The following is an 18688-nucleotide window of genomic DNA, read 5'->3' as shown; positions in this document are numbered from 1 at the left end:
GTAATTTAAAATTATGAACATATTTTCTCTTACAACTAATAAGTTAGTAGAACATTTAAAAACAGGCCAAATTTCCTCTGTAGAAGTTTGTACACAATATATTGAAAGAATTGAAAAATTTGAAAAAGATATCAATGCTTGGGAATATTTTGATAAAAAAAAACTTTTAGAAAAAGCAGAAGAAGCGGATGAACACAGAAAATCAGGAAAGCCTCTAGGTTCTTTACACGGACTACCAATTGCAGTTAAGGATATAATAGGTACTTTTGAAATGCCTACTGAATGTGGAACTCCATTAAGAAAAAAAATGCCAAGTTCTCAAGATTCTGAAGTTGTTAATTTACTTAAAATTGCAGGAGCAATAGTTATGGGAAAAACCGTAACTACAGAACTTGCATATTTTCACCCAGGAAAGACTACTAACCCACACGATAATTCAAGAACACCTGGAGGATCTTCAAGTGGTTCTGCAGCTGCAGTTGCAGCTCATATGGCACCACTATCAATTGGATCACAAACTAATGGATCAATTATTAGACCTGCTTCTTATTGTGGGGTTGTTGGGTATAAACCATCTTATGGACTAATCTCTCGAAGTGGAGTTTTAAAACAGTCAGACAAGTTAGATCATATTGGTGTTTTTGGAAAAACAGTTGAGGATGTTGCCTTATTAACAAAATCATTAATTAAAAAAGATTTATACGATAGCTCAACTATTCATTATTCATCTGATGAAATGCTAAAAGTTTGTAAAAAAGGACCATTATACGAACCAAAATTTATCTTTTATAAAACTAAAAATTGGAAAAATGTAGATAAAGAATCCCAAAAGTCTTTTGAGTTTTTTATAAAAACATTCAAAAAAAATATTGAAGTATTTGATACGCCTTCATATTTTGATGATATTCCAAAATACCATAAAATAATTCATGAAACGGATATGGCTAATAATTTTCAAGGTTATTACAAAAAATCTAAGAAAAAACTTTCTAAAGAAATGGTTGGTGCTATTGAAAGAGGTTTAAAATACTCAGCAAAAGATTATGTTGAAGCAATAGACTTTATGAAAAGAAGTTACGAATCTTTTAAAGAAGTGTTTGAGGACTATCATGGTGTATTAAGCCCATCCACAACTGGGGTTGCACCTAAGGGTTTAAAGAGTACAGGCAGCCCAGAATTCTGCACTACTTGGACTTATATGGGTTTACCTTCTATTTCATTACCTTTACTTACAGGTGCTAATAATTTACCATTAGGAGTTCAGTTAATTGGAGACAAACTAGATGATTTAAGATTTTTAGGTGTAGCCAATTGGTTAGAAAAAAATTGTAAAAAATATGCTAAATAATATAACAAAATTTCTAGGTACTTTTCTTGCTGCAATTTTTCTTATCGGTTTAGCGACTACATTGACAAGATCATCAATGATAGGTTTTTGGGATGTATTGCCAGTATTTATTTTGATGGCTATTGCAATTTTTATGATGGTCTACGAAGCCTTTTTCGACAAAAACTAATTTTCTACTTGTAGTGAATAATTCTAAAAATAATTATTTACCTTTTCTATTATTATTTATCCAACCAATTTTTATGGCTAGCAATTTGATAGTTGCAAGAGGAGGAGTTGAGTATGTACCACCAATTTCTTTAGCTTTTTGGAGGTGGGCAGCTGTCTTTTTAATGTTGCTCCCTTTTACTTTTATCTCATTAAAAAAAAATTTTAAATTTGTAAAAAAAGAATACAAAAGAATATTTTTTATTGGATCAATGGGCTGTGGTGTTTGTGGAGCTTTTCCATTTTTAGCAGGACAAACGACGACTGTTACTAATATGGGAATTATTTATTCATCATCTCCAATATTTATAATTCTAATCTCCTGCATCTTTTTTAAGGAAAAAATAAATTTTCTTAGAATTGTTGGTCTGGTTTCTTGTTTAATAGGTGTTTTTGCTATCATTATTAAAGGTGATTTATCCATGTTAATTAGCCTTAAATTTACAATTGGTGATTTATGGATGCTAGCTTCTTCTATTGGGTGGGCTCTATACTCTATTTACTTATTTTACTGGAAAACTAATTTAAAAATTTTTGATAGATTTACTTTGATTGCTTTTTTCGGTGTAGTGAGTTTGCTTCCATTTTATTTAATAGAAGAGACTTTCTTTGTAAGAACTGTTTTTAATTCAGACTTTTTTATGTGGGTTTTATTTGCAGCTATCTCACCAGGAATTATAGCTTTCACGTTATATACAATGGCCCAGAAAAGTCTTGGAGCATCAATTACTGGTTTCACTTTATATATATTTACCGTCTACAGTGCTATTTATGGTTATTTATTTTTTAATGAGCAGTTAGAGTATTATCATTATTTAGGAACTGTCTTAGTTTTTGGTGGAGTTTATTTAGTTAAAAAAAAAAGTAAACATGAAAAGAAAAATTAAAGGGTATTTATTGAAAATAATTTTAATTATACCGATAGCATACTTTTCTTTACTTTTTATTATATTTATATTTCAACGAAACTTATTATACGAGCCAAAAGAAAATAATTACTTTGGTGACGAATTAAAAGTTAAAATAGAAAAAGTAAAAATTAAGACGAGTGATAATTTTGAATTACTTGCATGGTTTCATGAAAAAGATCTTAGCAATTTTAAAACTATAGTTTTCTTCCATGGCAATGCAGGAACATTGGAAAATAGAATACATAAAATTAATCATTTTAAAGACATGAATGTAAATTTTCTAATAATTTCTTGGAGAGGATTTAGTGGAAACTTAGGTAAACCATCAGAAAAAGGTCTATATGAAGATGGTGAAAGTGCAATTAATTGGTTAAAAAGAAAAGGCCTTAAGGATAATGATATTATTCTGTATGGTGAGTCTTTAGGTACTGGGATCGCAACTCATGTTGCTCAAAACCATAAATTTGCAGGCGTTATACTAGAATCTCCATTTACATCTATGATTGACGCAGCAAAAAATGTGTATCCATATTTTCCAATTAGATTTTTACTTAAAGATAAATACGAAAGTGATAAAAAAATTAAAAATCTTAAATCTCCAATTTTGATTATGCATGGAGAAGCAGATAAAATAGTGCCATTTTGGATGGGTAAAAAAATGTATGAATTAGCTAATGAACCAAAATATTTTTATTTTCCCAAAAAAGACAATCACATGATGGAATACAATGAAAAGATGGTAATAATTTTAAAGGAATATTTAAAGAGCTTAAATTAAGACACAATCCGACCAAATAATTTACAAATTTCATTTCTATAAGTAGATAGTGAAAAAATTAATTGTAACTTTATTTACCTTAATCTTTATTTCAAATTCTGCAATTGCAGAAAACACAGAATCTTCAGTAAATAGTCTTTTTCATATAGGTCAAATGAACTCCTACAACAAACACTTTGCCCTTTTTTTTAAGACAAGAGATAAAGCTGTTCTAGCAAGAGGTGAGGATTATAACTATGTTACAGATTTTCCCCAGGATTTATATATTTATAATTATAAAACGAAAATTTCATCTCCTTTAATATCGTATGAATGGTTTCCTTCTCAGGCAAAATACCTTTTAGAAAGTTATGATTATCCAGTTTTTCCAGAAGACTTTGCTTATTATCTTTTGAAAGATAACAATACATTAGTGATGATTAGTGCAATTAAAAATATTAATAAAAATTTTAAATTTGATATTGCTAATAAAAAATTGAATCGATATCCATCAAATGGTAAGTTTGATTTTATAATTTCATCGATTGCTAAAGATTGTGGACATTCGAATCTTAAGGAAAATTATAAATGTAACTATTACAAACCTTTAATCTCCAACAATTTGATTAACTAATTTGAGTAAATGCTTCAGCAAATTTTTCTGCATTAAAAATTTGTAAGTCATCTTCTTTTTCACCAAGACCCAGAGCAATTATTGGAAGTTTATATTTTTTAGCAAGTGCTAGTAAAATACCCCCTTTTGCAGTGCCATCTAATTTTGTCATTATCAAGCCGGTGATTGGAATAATTTTATTAAATTCTTCTACCTGGTTGATAACATTTTGACCTGAAGTTGCATCAAGAACCAAAATTACATCATGTGGTGCATCTGGATCTATTTTTTTAGTTACGTTTGCAATTTTTTTATATTCTTCCATTAAGTTTTTCTTATTTTGTAATCTTCCCGCTGTATCAATCAAAACATGATTAAAATCACCTTTAATTGCTTCTTCTATAGCTTTGTACGCGACAGAAGCAGGATCTGATCCCTGGGTAGATTTAGTAATCTGAACATCAATTTTATTAGCCCAATTTTCTAGCTGTTCTATTGCAGCCGCCCTAAAGGTGTCACAAGCAGAAAACATGACTTTGCTACCATTAGATTTTAAAATTTTACCTATCTTTCCGATAGTTGTTGTTTTGCCAACTCCATTAACACCTGAGACTAGAACTGCATTTAGTTTTTCTTTTTTATTAAAGAAGCCTTCATTTTCTAAAGGGCTCATTAAAGTGGTTATATAATCTTTTAGAATTAAGCTTACTTCATTCATGACATTATTTTTAGGATCAATTTTTTCTTGAGCAATAATTTGTTTAATCTCTGCAGCAACAGTCAGACCTACATCTGATTGAATCAAATATTCTTCAATCTGATCTAATGTTTTGTCATCTATTTCTTTTTTGACAATTATATCTTTTAAACCAGATGTAAAAGTAGAAGCAGTTTTTTTAAAACCGATTTTAAATTTATCAAAAATCCCCATTACAATTTAATCTCAATATTTTTAATATTAGAAACAGGCCCTTTCATGTGAATGCTATTTTTTTCATCAATAGAAATTGTTAGTTTTCCAAGCGTAAACTCTATATCTGTAGTTTTACCTACTAATGATTTGATGTTAGCGGCTACAGCGGTTGCACATGCCGCAGTACCACAAGCTTTTGTAAGTCCCGCACCTCTTTCCCACACCTTAACTTTTATTAAATTTTTATTTAAAACTTTAGCTAGTGTTACATTGCATTTTTCAGGAAATAATTCGTAATTTTCAATTTCAGGTCCAACTTTTTTTAAATCAAAACTTTCAATATCATTTACAAAAAAGATTATATGAGGGTTTCCTACATTTACTGCAATTCCACCAATATGCTTGTTATTGTTTTTGTCTATAATTTCAATCCCAAGATCTTTAGTGTCTAATTTTCTACTTAAAGGAATCTCTTCCCAATTTGTTTTTGGAATACCGATTTCGGTCTCTACTAAATTATTTCCTAAAATTTTAGATTTTAATAATCCAGAGGATGTCCACACAGTTATTTCTTTTTGATTATTTTCTTTTGATAAAAAGTCGGCAATACATCTCGTTCCATTTCCACAGGCCCCTGAAGTACTGCCATCTGAATTATAAAACTCTAAACCAGCATCTATTTCTCTATTTTTTTTAATTAGAATAAGTTGATCACATCCAATAAAACTTCGATCACATATTTTAATTATTTGATCTTTGCTTAAATTAAGATCATGAATTCGTTGATCAATAATTACAAAATCATTGCCTAAACCATCCATTTTAAATGCTTTAATATCCATATATAGATATTTAACTTATTTATTGACTTTTTGAACCTCTATTATAGGTTGTTTTCGTTTCCACAAAAACGTTAAATTTGTGGTGTCTTTGGAAACAAAGAGATCAACACTAGTCAGCGATATTCGCCCACTAGTGCGAAACTGCTGTGCGTAATAAATATGTTTGAAAACTTAACAAATAAATTCGAAGAAATTTTTTCTTCTTTAAAAAAAGCAGCTTCACTTGATGAAAATCAAGTAGACGAAGGCTTAAGAGGTATTCGACAAGCTTTATTAGAAGCCGATGTGTCTCTAGATGTAACTAAAGATTTTATAAAAAAAGTTAAGCCTAAGGTTATGGGTCAAGAAATAATTAGATCAACCTCTCCAGGAGATATGGTTGTTAAAATTGTTTATGATGAATTAGTTAGTCTTTTAGGTGAAAGCAACACTGATATTAATTTAAATGCAGTTCCACCTGTCCCAATGATGCTGGTAGGTCTTCAAGGTTCTGGTAAAACTACAACAACAGCAAAATTAGCCAAATATTTAGAAAAAAATAAAAAGAAAAAGATAATGATGGTGAGTCTTGATGTATATAGGCCAGCAGCACAAGAACAGTTAAGATCATTAGGAGAACAAAATGATATTTTAACACTACCTATTATTGAAGGGCAGCTACCAGCGGATATTTGTAGAAGAGCAGTTAGCGCTGCAAACCTAAATGGTGCTGAAATTATATTATTTGATACAGCAGGCAGAACACAAATAGACCTTCAGATGATGAGTGAAATTAAACAGATAGAAAGTATAATTAACCCAACGGAAGTATTTTTAGTTGCAGATTCTTTAACAGGACAAGTTGCTGCAGAAGTTGCAAAAGAATTTAAGAATACCGTAAATGTAACAGGTATTGTTTTAACAAGAGCTGATGGAGATGCCAGAGGTGGTGCGGCTCTTAGCATGAAGTATGTCTCACAAGTTCCAATTAAATTTTTAGGGGTAGGAGAAAAGATAGAAAATTTAGAAGTTTTTCACCCAGATAGGATCGCCAATAGAATATTAGGTATGGGGGACATTGTTTCTCTTGTCGAAAAAGCTTCAGAAGATCTTGGTGAAGAGAATATAAAAAAAGCAGAAGAGAATTTAAAAAAAGGACAATTCTCTATGGAAGATTATTTAACACAGCTTAGACAAATGAAAAAAATGGGAGGCATAGAAGGAATCATGTCGTTTATGCCAGGTGTTTCTAAAATGAAATCACAAATGGATGCTTCGGGAATTGATGAAAGCGTTATTACTAAAAATGAAGCAATCATTTTATCTATGACAAAAAAAGAAAGAGGAAATCCTAAAATCATTGATGGTTCTAGGAAAAAACGAATTGCTAATGGCTCTGGAACAGATGCGGCCACTATCAATAAATTGCTTAAGCAATTTAAAATGATGTCTGAAATGATGAAGAAGATGTCAAAAGGAAACCTGAAAGGTATGTCTGATAAAGGAATACCTCCAGAGCTATTAAATCAACTTAAATAAATAAAGGAAAAAAAATGATAAAAATAAGACTATCAAGAGGTGGAACAAAGAAAAGACCAGTATACAAAGTAGTTATAGCTGACAGTCGTCGTGCAAGAGACGGAAGGTTTATTGAGAAAGTAGGATTCTTTAATCCCCTTTTACCAAAAGATAAAAAAGAAAGAGTGGGACTGGAAGCCGAAAGAATTAAATATTGGTTAGGTCAAGGTGCTCAACCAACAGCTAGAGTTGCAAGAATTTTAGGTGAAAATGATATTATTCCAATGCCTGCAAATGGTAGTAACCCAAACAAAGCTATTCCTAAAAAAGAAAGAAAAAAAGAAGGGGATGAGGCAGCTCCAGCAGTAGCTCCAGCAGTAGCTCCAGCAGCAGCTCCAGCAGCAGAAGCCCCAAAGGAAGAAGCTCCTAAAGCAGAAGCAGCTCCAGCAGCAGAAGCCCCAAAGGAAGAAGCTCCTAAAGCAGAAGCAGCTCCAGCAGCAGAAGCCCCAAAGGAAGAAGCTCCTAAAGCAGAAGCAGCTCCAGCAGCAGAAGCCCCAAAGGAAGAAGCTAAATAGTTTGATTCATGTGGCAAGCTCAGATATTCACACTTTATCCAGATATTTTTCCAGGCCCTTTAAGTAAAGGGCTTTATGGAAAAGCATTATCAAATAAAATTTGGGATCTAAAAGTTGTAAACATTAGAGATGCTGCAGAAGATAAGCATAAGACAGTCGATGATACTCCTTTTGGAGGTGGATCTGGCATGTTGTTAAAAGCTGATATTTTAGCAAAATCGATTGATCAAAATAAAAAAAAAGGGGAAAGAATTTTTTATTTATCCCCTAAGGGAAAAAAACTTGATCAAAAATTAGCACTAGAGCTGTCAAAAGAAAAATCGATCAGTTTAATATGTGGTCATTTCGAGGGTGTTGATGAAAGAATATTATCAACAAGAAATATAGAAGAAATTAGTATTGGAGATTTCATTTTATCAGGAGGAGAAACAGCATCCCTTGTTGTATTGGATAGTATTTTAAGACTGTTACCTGGAGTATTAGGAAATGAACAATCAAAAACATACGAGAGTTTTGAGAATGGACTTTTAGAGTATCCTCAGTATACAAAACCTCAAATTTGGGAGGAAAAAAGTGTCCCAGATATACTATTATCAGGAGATCATAACAAAATTAAAGACTGGCGTTTATCACAATCAGAGGCTATAACACGCGTCCGGAGACCGGATTTATGGGAAAAATATAAGAAAAACTAATTTAATAAATACTACTATGAAAACAATTGAGGAAATCAACCAACATAACGTTAAAAAAATATTAGCTGAGAAGAAAATTCCAGATTTTTTTCCAGGAGATATAGTAAAAGTTGGTGTGAGAATTACCGAAGGTAAAAAAGATAGAATTCAATATTTTGAAGGTGTTTGTATTGCTAGAAAAAATAGAGATTTAAATTCTTCATTTACAGTTAGAAAAATATCATTTGGTGAAGGTGTTGAGAGAACGTTTCCATTATATGGAACGGTAATTGATTCAATTACAGTTATTAGACATGGAAAAGTTAGAAGAGCAAAATTATACTATCTAAGAGATAGAACTGGTAAATCAGCTAGAATTGCAGAAAGAATTAGAAAAAAAATTGGTATAGAGGTTGATGTTAAAACAGAAAAAGTAGCTGAAGAAACTTTAGCACCAGTTGCAGCAGAACCTGAAAAGCAACCTGAAACTCAAGTAGAACCAAAAATAAAAAGTTCTGAAGAAAAAAAATAATTTTTTTCAATGCCTTTAACTCTTTACGATAAGATATGGAATGATCATTTGGTTGATCAGCAAGATGATGGTACAGCACTATTATTTGTTGACCGGCATTTAGTACATGAAGTAACAAGTCCACAAGCATTTGAGGGGTTAAGAAATTCAAATAGGAAAGTTAGACAACCTAATCTAACATTAGCAGTTGCTGATCATAACGTTCCAACTACTGACAGATCTAAAGGAATAGCAGATGCAGAATCTAAAATCCAGGTAGATACCTTAGAAAACAATTGTAAAGAATTTGGGGTACAATATTTAGGAATGGATGACAAGAGACAAGGGATTGTTCATATAATTGGTCCCGAACAAGGTTTCACTCAACCTGGAACAGTAATTGTTTGTGGAGATAGTCACACAGCAACACATGGTGCATTCGGTGCCTTGGCATTTGGAATCGGTACTTCTGAAGTAGAGCATGTTTTGGCTACACAAACACTAGTTCAAAAAAAAGCAAAAAATTTTAGAATTAATGTTAATGGAAAACTTCCTATTGGTGTCACATCTAAAGATGTAATTTTACAAATTATTGGAAATATTGGCACAGCAGGTGGAACAGGCTCTGTAATTGAGTACGCAGGAAGTTTAATATCATCTTTAAGTGTAGAGCAGCGAATGACAATTTGTAATATGACTATTGAAGGAGGAGCAAGAGCAGGATTAATTGCTCCAGATGAAAAAATTTTTGATTATTTAAAGGGTAAGCCAATGTCACCAAAAAATGAAAATTGGAATAAGGCCATGAAATATTGGGAAAGTTTAAAAACTGATGATGGAGCTAAATTTGATAAAGAAATTAATTTAGAAGCAGAGAATATTTTACCAATGATTACCTGGGGAACTTCTCCACAAGATGTAATCACTATTGATGGCAAAGTACCAAATCCTGAAAATGAACAAGATGAAGATAAAAAGAACTCTATAATAAGATCTTTAAAATATATGGGTCTAAAAGCTGGCACACTAGCTACAGACATTAAAATTGATACAGTTTTTATAGGAAGTTGTACCAATGGTAGAATTGAAGACTTAAGAGAAGCTGCAAAAATATTAAAAGATAAAAAGAAGGCATCCCATGTTCATGCAATGGTTGTTCCAGGCTCAGGTTTGGTTAAAGAACAAGCAGAACAAGAAGGGCTAGATAAAATATTTATAGAGTCTGGTTTTGAATGGAGAGAGCCAGGCTGTTCAATGTGTCTTGCAATGAATGCAGATAAGTTAAAGCCAGAAGAAAGATGTGCCTCAACTTCAAACAGAAACTTTGAAGGAAGACAGGGTAGGGGTGGAAGAACGCATCTAGTAAGTCCTGGAATGGCAGCAGCGGCAGCAATTTCTGGAAACCTAGATGATGTTAGAAAGTATCAAAATTAAAATGCAAAAATTTAATTCATTAAAAAGTATTCCAGCATATTTACCAATTGTAAATGTTGATACAGATATGATTATTCCAAAACAATTTCTTAAAACAATTAAGAGAACTGGATTAGGAAAAAACTTATTTTTTGAAATGAGATATGATGATAATGGAAATGAAATTAAAGATTTTATTCTTAATCAGGAACCTCACAATCAATCAAAAATATTAATTGTAGGAAAAAATTTTGGCTGTGGCTCTTCAAGAGAACACGCTCCTTGGGCGTTATTAGATTTTGGAATCACATGTGTAATAAGCTCTAGTTATGCTGATATTTTTTTTAGTAATTGTTTTAAAAATGGAATTTTACCAATTATTTTACCAGAAGAAAAAATTAAAGAACTATCAGAATATTCAAAAAGAAAAGAGGAAATTTCAATAGATTTAAAAGAAGAAAAAATTATTTTTGGAAATAACGAAATAAAGTTTGCTGTTGACCCGTTTAAGAAAAAATGCCTATTAGAAGGTCTTGACGATATTGCACTTTCATTAGCAAAAAAAGAAAAAATTACTAACTTTGAAGAAAATTTAAAAAACAATAAACCATGGATATTTAATGATTAAAGTTAAGAAAAGAAAAATTCTACTTTTACCTGGTGACGGTATTGGACCTGAAGTTATTCAGGAAGTTAAAAAAGTTATTCAGTGGTTTAATTCAAATAAATCTTTAGATTTTGAAATTGATCAAGATTTAGCAGGTGGCTGCTCTTACGACAAACATGGTACACCAATCACAGATGAAGTTTTTTATAAAGCGCTAGAAAGTGAAGTTGTAATGTTAGGAGCTGTTGGTGGTCCTCAATGGGACAATTTAGATTTTTCAAAAAAACCTGAAAGAGCACTATTAAAGTTAAGAAAAGAATTAAAATTATTTGCAAATCTAAGGCCTGCAATTTGTTTTGAACAATTAGTTGATGCATCAACTCTAAAACCGGAAATTGTTTCCGGATTAGATATAATGATTGTTAGAGAGTTAACGGGTGGAATCTATTTTGGAGAGCCAAGAGGAATCAAGCCAATAGAAAATGGTGAAAGAAAAGGTATTAATACTCATACTTATACGACTAGTGAGATAGTTAGAGTTGCTAAAGTGGCTTTTGATTTAGCTAAAAAAAGATCAAATAAAGTTACTTCTTGTGAAAAATCAAATGTAATGGAAGCTGGACAGCTTTGGAGAGAGGAAGTTCAAGAACTTCATGATAAAGAATATAAAGATGTTGAATTAAGTCATATGCTTGCTGATAATTGTGCAATGCAATTATTGAAAAATCCAAAGCAGTTTGATGTAATAGTTACCGACAACTTGTTTGGAGATATGCTTTCTGATCAAGCTTCAATGCTAACTGGATCTTTAGGTCTCTTGCCATCTGCTTCTCTAGGAGCAAAAAATAAAGATGGAGAAATGAGAGCAATGTATGAACCTATTCATGGATCAGCTCCAGACATAGCTAGTAAAGGAATTGCAAACCCAATTGCATCAATTTTAAGTTTTGCAATGGCATTAAGGTATTCATTAGACCTAGATAATCAGGCAGATGCTTTAGAAAAAGCAGTTCAAGACGTATTAAATGACGGTCTTAGGACTAAAGATATATTTTCAGAAGGCATGAAAGAGGTATCAACATCAGCAATGGGTGATGCAATAATTTCAAAATTGCAATAATTAAAAATTTATTCTAGAGTTTCAGAATGCCAAATTACATAGCACCAGTGGAAGATATGATGTTTCTTTTTGACAAACTAAGAAACAATAAAAATTATAATGAAATTGAAAAATATAAAGAAGTTAATTCAGAATTAGTAAAAGATATTTTAGTTGAGGCAGCTAAAATTAATGAAAATTTAATTTTACCATTAGCAAAATCAGGAGATGAAAACCCAACAGTCCTAGAGAATGGAGTAGTTAGAACACCGCCAGGTTATAAAGAAGCTTATACGAAATATATTGAGGATGGATGGACTTCACTTTCTTGTGATCCCAAATATGGTGGACAAGGAATGCCAAAAACAGTAAGTGCTTTTTTTGATGAAATGCTTTCTTCTGCAAGTCTATCATTTAAGCTTTATAGCGAATTAAGTATTGGTGCTTATAATTGTATAAAACATCATGCAACAGATGTGATAAAAGATAAGTATCTTCCAAAAATAGTAGAAGGTAAGTGGAGTGGCACTATGTGCCTTACAGAACCAGTGTGTGGAACTGATTTAGGTTTATTAAAAACAAAAGCAGAAGAGCAACCTGATGGAACTTATAAAATAAGTGGTCAAAAAATTTTTATTACCTCTGGTGACCAAGATCTTACAGAAAACATTATTCACTTAGTGATAGCAAGAGCCGCAGATTCTCCTGCTGGAACCAAAGGTATTAGTTTATTTTTAGTTCCTAAATTTATAGTTAATGAAGATAGCTCTATAGGTTCAAGAAATGGAGTTTCTACAGGTTCAATAGAAAGTAAAATGGGTATTAAAGGATCGGCAACTTGTGTCTTAAATTTTGATGGCGCAACTGGTTATATGATTGGACCAAAAAATAAAGGTTTAAGCTCAATGTTTACTATGATGAACCTAGAGAGGATAGTTGTTGGAATACAAGGCCTAGGAATTTCTGAAATAGCTTATCAAAACTCACTAAGCTATGCACAAGAGCGAAAACAAGGAAAAACAAATTATAGTAAATCTGAAAATGGAGCAGATTATATTATTGAACATGCAGACATTAGAAAGTCCCTGCTTAATATGAAATCTATTATTGAAGGAGAGAGAGCATTATGTTTTTGGTTATCACAACAAACAGAAGTTAGTCTTTATCACCCAGATGAAAAAGTAAAACAAGAAGCGTCAGATCTTGTTTCTTTGATGACACCAGTAGTCAAAACAATGTTTACAGACATGGGAATGGAAATAACGAGTGAAGCAATGCAGATTCATGGTGGTTATGGATACACAAAAGACCAAGGAATAGAACAACTATATAGAGATAATAGAATTACCCCAATATATGAAGGAACAAATTCTGTTCAAGCAGCAGATTTAGTTTTTAGAAAATTAGTAAATAAAAATGGTGACATAATTAATAAGTACTTGGAATTGATTAAGAATGATTGCAACACTGAAAATGAAAAATTAAAACCCTTTATAAAAGAATTAAAAATACACTTAGAAATTTTATCAAAATTTACTACCTGGATTAAAGAAAAAACACAAGATTCAAAAGATGATGCAAGTGCTGCATGTAATGACTATTTAAAAGCATTAGGCTTTGTATCTATAGCTCATGCATGGATAAAGGTTTTAGAGGTAAGTTTTATAGATTACGAACAAAATAAAAATTTTTATAATGATAAAATACAAACTGCAAATTTTTATTTCAAAAGAGTTTTACCAAGAGCTGAAAGTCATTTTAAAACTGCCACATCAGGAAGTGATTACATAATGAATTTTAAATTCAATTAACATGAGTCATTACGATACAAATTTAGATAAAAATAAGGCTAACTATGTTCCTCTGTCTCCTTTAACATTTTTAGAAAGAACCAATGATATATATCCAAACTATGAAGCATTAGTTTATGAAAGTAGGTCTTATACTTGGAAAGAGGTTTATAAAAGATGTGTTAAGTTTGCTAGCGCATTAGACAAAATAGGTGTGAAAACTGGAGACACAGTTTCTATAATGGCCTTCAATACCCCTGAAATTTTTGAAGCTCATTATTCAATACCAATGGTGGGAGCTGTAATTAATGCAATCAATACAAGACTAGATCCAAATACAATAAGTTATATTTTACAGCATAGTGATGCAAAAGTTTTAATTGTAGATAGACAATTTCACGATGTAATCAAGAAAGCTTTAAAAAATGTTAAAAATAAAATTACAATTATTGATATTGACGACCAAGACATAGACACAAGTACTTTCAAAAAAATAGGAGAACTTGAGTATGAAAATTTCTTAAATACAGGTGATGAAAATTATGAATGGAAAAAGCCTAAAGATGAGTGGGAGGCAATCTCATTAGGGTACACATCTGGAACAACCGGAAAACCAAAAGGAGTAGTTTATCATCACAGGGGTGCATATTTAATGGCAACAGGTAGCGTAACAGCTTGGAACATGCCTAATAGACTAAATTTTTTATGTGTTGTACCAATGTTTCATTGTAACGGCTGGTGCTATCCTTGGACACTGGCGATGCTGCATGCAAGGGTAATTTGTTTAAGAAACATTGATGTAAAAAAGATGTTTGAATTAATTGATAAATATGAAGTAACCCATTTTGGTGGAGCACCAATAGTATTAAATATGATTGTTAATGCTCCAAAAGAGGATCAAAAAGCTTTAAAAAGAAAAGTAAATGTTTTAACTGCTGGCGCTCCTCCACCAAGTATTATCTTTGAAAAAATGGAAAACCTTGGTTTTGAAGTGATGCATGTTTATGGATTAACAGAAACTTATGGTCATATGTTGCAGTGTGCATGGAATGAGGATTGGAATACTTTAGAAAAAGATAAAAAGAATGAAATTAAAGCAAGACAAGGTGTTAGATATCCCAATACCGAAGGTGCAGCTGTTATGAATCCTGAGACTATGAAGCAAGTTCCTAAAGATGGAAAAACTATGGGTGAAATTATGATTAGGGGAAACATTGTAATGAAAGGTTATTATAAAGATAAAGAAGAAACAGAAAAATCAATGGCAGGTGGATGGTTTCACTCAGGAGATCTAGCAGTTATGCATCCAGATGGGTATATTAAGATTCAGGATAGATCTAAAGATATAATAATTTCAGGTGGTGAAAATATTTCTTCGATTGAAATAGAAAATGCAATCGCAAAACACCCAGCAGTATCATTAGCAGCTGTCGTTGCTAAGCCTGATGAGAAATGGGGAGAAACACCCTGTGCTTTTGTTGAATTAATTAAGGATAAGTTTGCAGAAGAAAAAGACATCATAGATTTTTGCAGAGAAACGTTAGCAGGATTTAAACTTCCAAAAAAAGTTATATTTTGTGAGTTACCGAAGACATCAACTGGAAAAATACAAAAATTTGAGCTTAGAAAAAAATTAAAGGACTTAAGTTGATTCTTGAAATAGGTGATAAAAAAGTTTTTGTTTCAGATGCAGGTCAAGGTATAGATAAAGATAAAGATACTATAGTTTTACTTCATGGAAGTGGCCTTTCTCATATTGTTTGGTCTTTAACAGAACAATATTTATCAAATCAAAACTATAATGTTCTAGCAATTGATTTACCAGGGCATGGAAATTCTGAAGGTAAAAGTTTAAAATCAATAGAAGAAATTTCTGATTGGTTAGAAAAAGTTTTTAATAAACTTAATATTTCTAAGATAACAATAATCGGACACTCACAAGGATGTTTGGAGGCACTTGAATATTATTTTAAATACCCAAAAAGAGTTAAAAATTTAGTATTTGTTGGCGGATCATATAGAATGCCAGTTAATCAAGACTTAATTGACCTTGCTAAAGATGGAGATAATCAAGCAGTTAAATTGATGATGAAATGGAGTTACGAGGACTCTAAAAAATTTATTGGAGGTAATCCTGTACAAAAAATTATTAATTCTTCAAGAGATATTAGAGAAATTTTAGCTATTGATCTTATAGCTTGTAATAATTATAAAAATGGATCTGAAGCCCTAAAGTCAATTAATTGTCCTACATTATTTATTTTTGGTGAGTTAGATAAGATGGTTAACCTTGAAAAAGGTAAGAAATTTGCTGAACTTATTCCTAATTCAAAAATACATACAATAAAAGGTTGTGGACATATGATTATGTTTGAAAAAGCTTTTGAAATGAGAGAAAAGATCTCTGAATTTATAAAAAAATGACGAATTTTTCAATTGCAAAATCTAGAAGATTAAGAAGCACTCCATATACCTCAAGAATAGAGAAACAAGGTGTTACAGCATATACAATTTATAATCATATGTTGCTACCTGCTGCTTTTGGATCAATAGAAAATAGCTATAAACACTTAAAAGAACATGTTCAGGTATGGGATGTTTCTGCGGAAAGACAGGTAGAGATATCAGGAAAAGACTCTGCAGTATTAGTACAATTGATGACATGTCGAGATTTATCAAAATCTAAAATTGGGAGATGTTATTATTGTCCAATAACAGACGAAAATGGAAACCTAGTTAATGATCCAGTTGTTTTAAAGCTGGATGAAAATAGATGGTGGTTATCAATTGCAGATTCGGATGTAATCTTTTTAGCTAAAGGTCTAGCATCTGGACATAAGTTTGATGTTAAGATTGTAGAGCCAGTAGTTGATATAATGGCAATACAGGGTCCAAAATCATTTGCATTAATGGAAAAAGTTTTTGGAAAAAAAATTACTGAACTAAAATTCTTTGGATTTGATTATTTTGATTTTAATGGAATTAAACATTTAATAGCAAGGTCAGGATGGTCTAAGCAAGGTGGATATGAAGTTTATGTTCAAAATACAGAGTCAGGACAAAAATTATATGACCACCTTTTTGAAGTTGGAAAAGAATTTAATGTAGGACCTGGGTGTCCAAATTTAATAGAGAGAATTGAGAGTGCATTACTATCTTATGGAAATGATTTTGATAACAATGACAATCCATTTGAATGTGGTTTTGATCAATATGTTAGCTTGGATAGTGATATAAATTTTTTAGGAAAAAATAAATTAAAAGAAGTTAAATTAAAAGGAGCCCAAAAGAAGTTAAGAGGTATTAAAATTGATATAAAAGAAATTAGTCTCACAGGATCAAGAAATTTATATGATGAGAAAAATAATATCATTGGTGAATTAAGGTCATCTTGTTATTCACCTCATTTTCAAATGGTTATTGGAATAGCAATGATCCAAAAGTCTCACTGGGAAGCATCTCAAACCTTTAAAATTCAAATAAATGATACTACTATTAATGGAAAAGTTTGTGATTTACCCTTCATTTAGTATAAAAGCCTAATAACATCATGAATATAGCAATTGTAGGAGCCACAGGTAATGTTGGAAGAAAAATTCTCGAAGTTCTAGAGAGGAAAAAACTTCCTATAAAGGAACTATTTTTAGTTGCCTCACCAAGAAGTGCTGGTCAAAAAATAAATTTTAGTGGCAGAGAACATGAGGTCTTTAATCTTGAAACATTTGATTTTTCAAAAATTCAAATTACTTTCTTTGCGGCAGGTGGAAAAATTTCAGAACAATATGCTCCAAAAGCAGCAAAGTATTCAACAGTTATAGATAATTCTAGTTTTTTTAGAATGGATCCTGATGTGCCATTAATTGTTCCACAGGTAAATCCAGAAGCAATTAAGAGCATGAAAAAGAATATAATTGCTAACCCTAATTGCTCAACAGCTCAATTAGTAATTGCGCTTAAACCGCTACATGACTTATTTAATATTGTACGAATAGTTGTTTCGACATATCAGTCTGTTTCAGGTGGTGGCAAAGACCCTATGAATGAACTAATAGAGCAAACTAAATCATCTCTAGAAAATAAAGAAATTAAATCTAGAAATTTTACTAAACAAATAGCTTTTAATGCCATTCCTCAAATTGATGTTTTTACAGATGATGGTTATACTAAAGAAGAATTAAAAATGACCAATGAAACTAAAAAAATTCTTGGTGACAAAATAGAATTAACAGCAACATGTGTAAGAATTCCAGTCATGATTTCTCATGCAGAGTCAGTAAATATTCAATTTGAAAAACCATTTTCTTTAGAAAAAGTTAGAGAAGCCCTTAGTAAATCAGAAGGCTGTGAGGTTTATGATAAAAGAGAAGATGGAGGATACAGCACTCCAATCGAAGCAGAAGGTAGAGACGAAACTTATGTTTCAAGAATAAGAGAAGATAAAACTAATAAAAATTCATTAAACCTATGGATTGTTTCTGATAACTTACTTAGAGGAGCGGCATTGAATGCTGTTGAAATTGCAGAAACTTTAATTAAAGATGAACTTAATGGAAAATAATAATCCTTTATCACCACACATTCAGATCTATAGATGGCACATATCTTCTTTAGTATCTATTTCACATAGAATTACAGGAATAATAAATATAGCTGCTATAACAATAATTTGTTTTTGGATTGCATCATTATTACTAGGTGAAAATAATTATGAGTTTACTAAGGTATTTTTAAATTCTATTTTAGGAAAATTCATAATTTTAGGTTTAACATGGTCATTTAGTTTCCAGATATTAAGTGAAATAAGACATTTAATTATGGATCTAGGATATGGGTTTGAATTAAAAGTAACAAAGATAACGGGATTAATCGTGATTATTGGTTCATTTTTTTTAACAATTTTATTTTATTTAATTGGAAAGCAATTTATTTAG

The 18688-nt window shown here is 31.2% G+C and carries 20 protein-coding genes; 18 read left to right on the top strand and 2 right to left on the bottom strand.

Annotation, left to right across the window (positions count from 1 at the left end):
* Positions 1–10 precede the first annotated feature (10 nt).
* Genes ABXT65_RS06500 through ABXT65_RS06480 form a run of 5 tightly spaced genes read left to right on the top strand, consistent with a single transcriptional unit; the run spans position 11 to position 3857 of the window.
* Positions 11–1348: an amidase gene (locus ABXT65_RS06500; RefSeq protein WP_415324213.1), complete on the top strand. Its 1338-nt coding sequence runs from the start codon at positions 11–13 to the stop codon at positions 1346–1348.
* Positions 1338–1517 carry a hypothetical protein gene (locus ABXT65_RS06495; RefSeq protein WP_415278178.1) on the top strand — a complete coding sequence of 60 codons (180 nt, stop codon included), beginning with the start codon at positions 1338–1340 and terminating at the stop codon, positions 1515–1517. The genes ABXT65_RS06500 and ABXT65_RS06495 overlap by 11 nt, the downstream gene beginning before the upstream one ends.
* Positions 1518–1530: 13 nt before the next feature.
* Positions 1531–2442, top strand: a complete 912-nt coding sequence (locus tag ABXT65_RS06490) for a DMT family transporter (protein WP_415323228.1) — start codon at positions 1531–1533, stop codon at positions 2440–2442.
* Positions 2426–3244, top strand: coding sequence for an alpha/beta hydrolase (locus ABXT65_RS06485; RefSeq protein WP_415323226.1), 819 nt, complete (start codon positions 2426–2428; stop codon positions 3242–3244). Before ABXT65_RS06490 ends, ABXT65_RS06485 begins: the two co-directional genes overlap by 17 nt.
* A gap of 49 nt (positions 3245–3293) precedes the next feature.
* On the top strand, positions 3294–3857 hold the full coding sequence (locus tag ABXT65_RS06480; protein ID WP_415323224.1) for a hypothetical protein: 564 nt from the start codon (positions 3294–3296) through the stop codon (positions 3855–3857).
* On the opposite strand, the gene ftsY is transcribed toward ABXT65_RS06480, so the two are convergent.
* On the bottom strand, positions 3850–4767 hold the full coding sequence (gene ftsY / locus ABXT65_RS06475) for a signal recognition particle-docking protein FtsY (protein ID WP_415323222.1): 918 nt from the start codon (positions 4765–4767) through the stop codon (positions 3850–3852). The two genes, ABXT65_RS06480 and ftsY, sit on opposite strands and share 8 nt — an antisense overlap.
* Positions 4767–5591 (bottom strand): diaminopimelate epimerase, encoded by an 825-nt coding sequence (gene dapF / locus ABXT65_RS06470; protein WP_415323220.1) that lies wholly within the window; start codon positions 5589–5591, stop codon positions 4767–4769. Before dapF ends, ftsY begins: the two co-directional genes overlap by 1 nt.
* A 159-nt stretch (positions 5592–5750) precedes the next feature.
* Here dapF and ffh point away from each other — a divergent pair, with 159 nt between their 5' ends.
* From ffh to sdhC, 13 genes are read left to right on the top strand one after another with little or no spacing between them, the layout of a single operon-like run.
* Positions 5751–7109: a signal recognition particle protein gene (gene ffh / locus ABXT65_RS06465; RefSeq protein WP_415323218.1), complete on the top strand. Its 1359-nt coding sequence runs from the start codon at positions 5751–5753 to the stop codon at positions 7107–7109.
* Positions 7110–7123: 14 nt separating this feature from the next.
* Positions 7124–7663 (top strand): 30S ribosomal protein S16, encoded by a 540-nt coding sequence (rpsP, locus tag ABXT65_RS06460; RefSeq protein ID WP_415323216.1) that lies wholly within the window; start codon positions 7124–7126, stop codon positions 7661–7663.
* An 8-nt stretch (positions 7664–7671) separates the two neighbouring features.
* Positions 7672–8358, top strand: coding sequence for a tRNA (guanosine(37)-N1)-methyltransferase TrmD (trmD, locus tag ABXT65_RS06455; protein ID WP_415323214.1), 687 nt, complete (start codon positions 7672–7674; stop codon positions 8356–8358).
* A 16-nt stretch (positions 8359–8374) separates the two neighbouring features.
* The gene (gene rplS, locus ABXT65_RS06450) at positions 8375–8869 is read left to right on the top strand and encodes a 50S ribosomal protein L19 (protein WP_415323212.1); all 495 of its coding nucleotides are present in this window, start codon (positions 8375–8377) and stop codon (positions 8867–8869) included.
* Positions 8870–8878: 9 nt separating this feature from the next.
* Positions 8879–10282, top strand: coding sequence for a 3-isopropylmalate dehydratase large subunit (gene leuC / locus ABXT65_RS06445; RefSeq protein WP_415323211.1), 1404 nt, complete (start codon positions 8879–8881; stop codon positions 10280–10282).
* A gap of 1 nt (position 10283) precedes the next feature.
* Complete coding sequence (leuD, locus tag ABXT65_RS06440; RefSeq protein WP_415323210.1) at positions 10284–10889, top strand: 3-isopropylmalate dehydratase small subunit; 606 nt, start codon at positions 10284–10286, stop codon at positions 10887–10889.
* Positions 10882–11988: a 3-isopropylmalate dehydrogenase gene (leuB, locus tag ABXT65_RS06435; RefSeq protein ID WP_415323208.1), complete on the top strand. Its 1107-nt coding sequence runs from the start codon at positions 10882–10884 to the stop codon at positions 11986–11988. Before leuD ends, leuB begins: the two co-directional genes overlap by 8 nt.
* 26 nt (positions 11989–12014) lie before the next feature.
* Positions 12015–13778 (top strand): acyl-CoA dehydrogenase family protein, encoded by a 1764-nt coding sequence (locus ABXT65_RS06430; protein ID WP_415323206.1) that lies wholly within the window; start codon positions 12015–12017, stop codon positions 13776–13778.
* Between the two features lies 1 nt (position 13779).
* Positions 13780–15408, top strand: a complete 1629-nt coding sequence (locus ABXT65_RS06425) for a long-chain-fatty-acid--CoA ligase (protein WP_415323204.1) — start codon at positions 13780–13782, stop codon at positions 15406–15408.
* Positions 15405–16181 (top strand): alpha/beta fold hydrolase, encoded by a 777-nt coding sequence (locus ABXT65_RS06420; protein ID WP_415323202.1) that lies wholly within the window; start codon positions 15405–15407, stop codon positions 16179–16181. The genes ABXT65_RS06425 and ABXT65_RS06420 overlap by 4 nt, the downstream gene beginning before the upstream one ends.
* Positions 16178–17287, top strand: coding sequence for a dimethylsulfoniopropionate demethylase (locus ABXT65_RS06415; RefSeq protein ID WP_415323200.1), 1110 nt, complete (start codon positions 16178–16180; stop codon positions 17285–17287). The genes ABXT65_RS06420 and ABXT65_RS06415 overlap by 4 nt, the downstream gene beginning before the upstream one ends.
* Before the next feature lie 20 nt (positions 17288–17307).
* A complete protein-coding gene (locus ABXT65_RS06410; protein ID WP_415323198.1) occupies positions 17308–18315 on the top strand; it encodes an aspartate-semialdehyde dehydrogenase in 1008 nt (335 codons plus the stop codon).
* A complete protein-coding gene (sdhC, locus tag ABXT65_RS06405) occupies positions 18305–18688 on the top strand; it encodes a succinate dehydrogenase, cytochrome b556 subunit (protein ID WP_415323197.1) in 384 nt (127 codons plus the stop codon). Before ABXT65_RS06410 ends, sdhC begins: the two co-directional genes overlap by 11 nt.

Source organism: Candidatus Pelagibacter sp. Uisw_127 (assembly GCF_047722515.1).
GTDB lineage: Bacteria > Pseudomonadota > Alphaproteobacteria > Pelagibacterales > Pelagibacteraceae > Pelagibacter.
This window is presented reverse-complemented; position numbering and strand designations above follow the sequence as displayed.

Coding starts and splice junctions, on each gene's coding strand:
- ABXT65_RS06495 (WP_415278178.1), top strand. CDS start 1,338: ATGCTAAATAATATAACAAAATTTCTAGGTACTTTTCTTGCTGCAATT.
- ABXT65_RS06485 (WP_415323226.1), top strand. CDS start 2,426: ATGAAAAGAAAAATTAAAGGGTATTTATTGAAAATAATTTTAATTATA.
- ftsY (WP_415323222.1), bottom strand. CDS start 4,767: ATGGGGATTTTTGATAAATTTAAAATCGGTTTTAAAAAAACTGCTTCT.
- dapF (WP_415323220.1), bottom strand. CDS start 5,591: ATGGATATTAAAGCATTTAAAATGGATGGTTTAGGCAATGATTTTGTA.
- ffh (WP_415323218.1), top strand. CDS start 5,751: ATGTTTGAAAACTTAACAAATAAATTCGAAGAAATTTTTTCTTCTTTA.
- rpsP (WP_415323216.1), top strand. CDS start 7,124: ATGATAAAAATAAGACTATCAAGAGGTGGAACAAAGAAAAGACCAGTA.
- trmD (WP_415323214.1), top strand. CDS start 7,672: ATGTGGCAAGCTCAGATATTCACACTTTATCCAGATATTTTTCCAGGC.
- rplS (WP_415323212.1), top strand. CDS start 8,375: ATGAAAACAATTGAGGAAATCAACCAACATAACGTTAAAAAAATATTA.
- leuC (WP_415323211.1), top strand. CDS start 8,879: ATGCCTTTAACTCTTTACGATAAGATATGGAATGATCATTTGGTTGAT.
- leuD (WP_415323210.1), top strand. CDS start 10,284: ATGCAAAAATTTAATTCATTAAAAAGTATTCCAGCATATTTACCAATT.
- leuB (WP_415323208.1), top strand. CDS start 10,882: ATGATTAAAGTTAAGAAAAGAAAAATTCTACTTTTACCTGGTGACGGT.
- ABXT65_RS06430 (WP_415323206.1), top strand. CDS start 12,015: ATGCCAAATTACATAGCACCAGTGGAAGATATGATGTTTCTTTTTGAC.
- ABXT65_RS06425 (WP_415323204.1), top strand. CDS start 13,780: ATGAGTCATTACGATACAAATTTAGATAAAAATAAGGCTAACTATGTT.
- ABXT65_RS06415 (WP_415323200.1), top strand. CDS start 16,178: ATGACGAATTTTTCAATTGCAAAATCTAGAAGATTAAGAAGCACTCCA.
- ABXT65_RS06410 (WP_415323198.1), top strand. CDS start 17,308: ATGAATATAGCAATTGTAGGAGCCACAGGTAATGTTGGAAGAAAAATT.
- sdhC (WP_415323197.1), top strand. CDS start 18,305: ATGGAAAATAATAATCCTTTATCACCACACATTCAGATCTATAGATGG.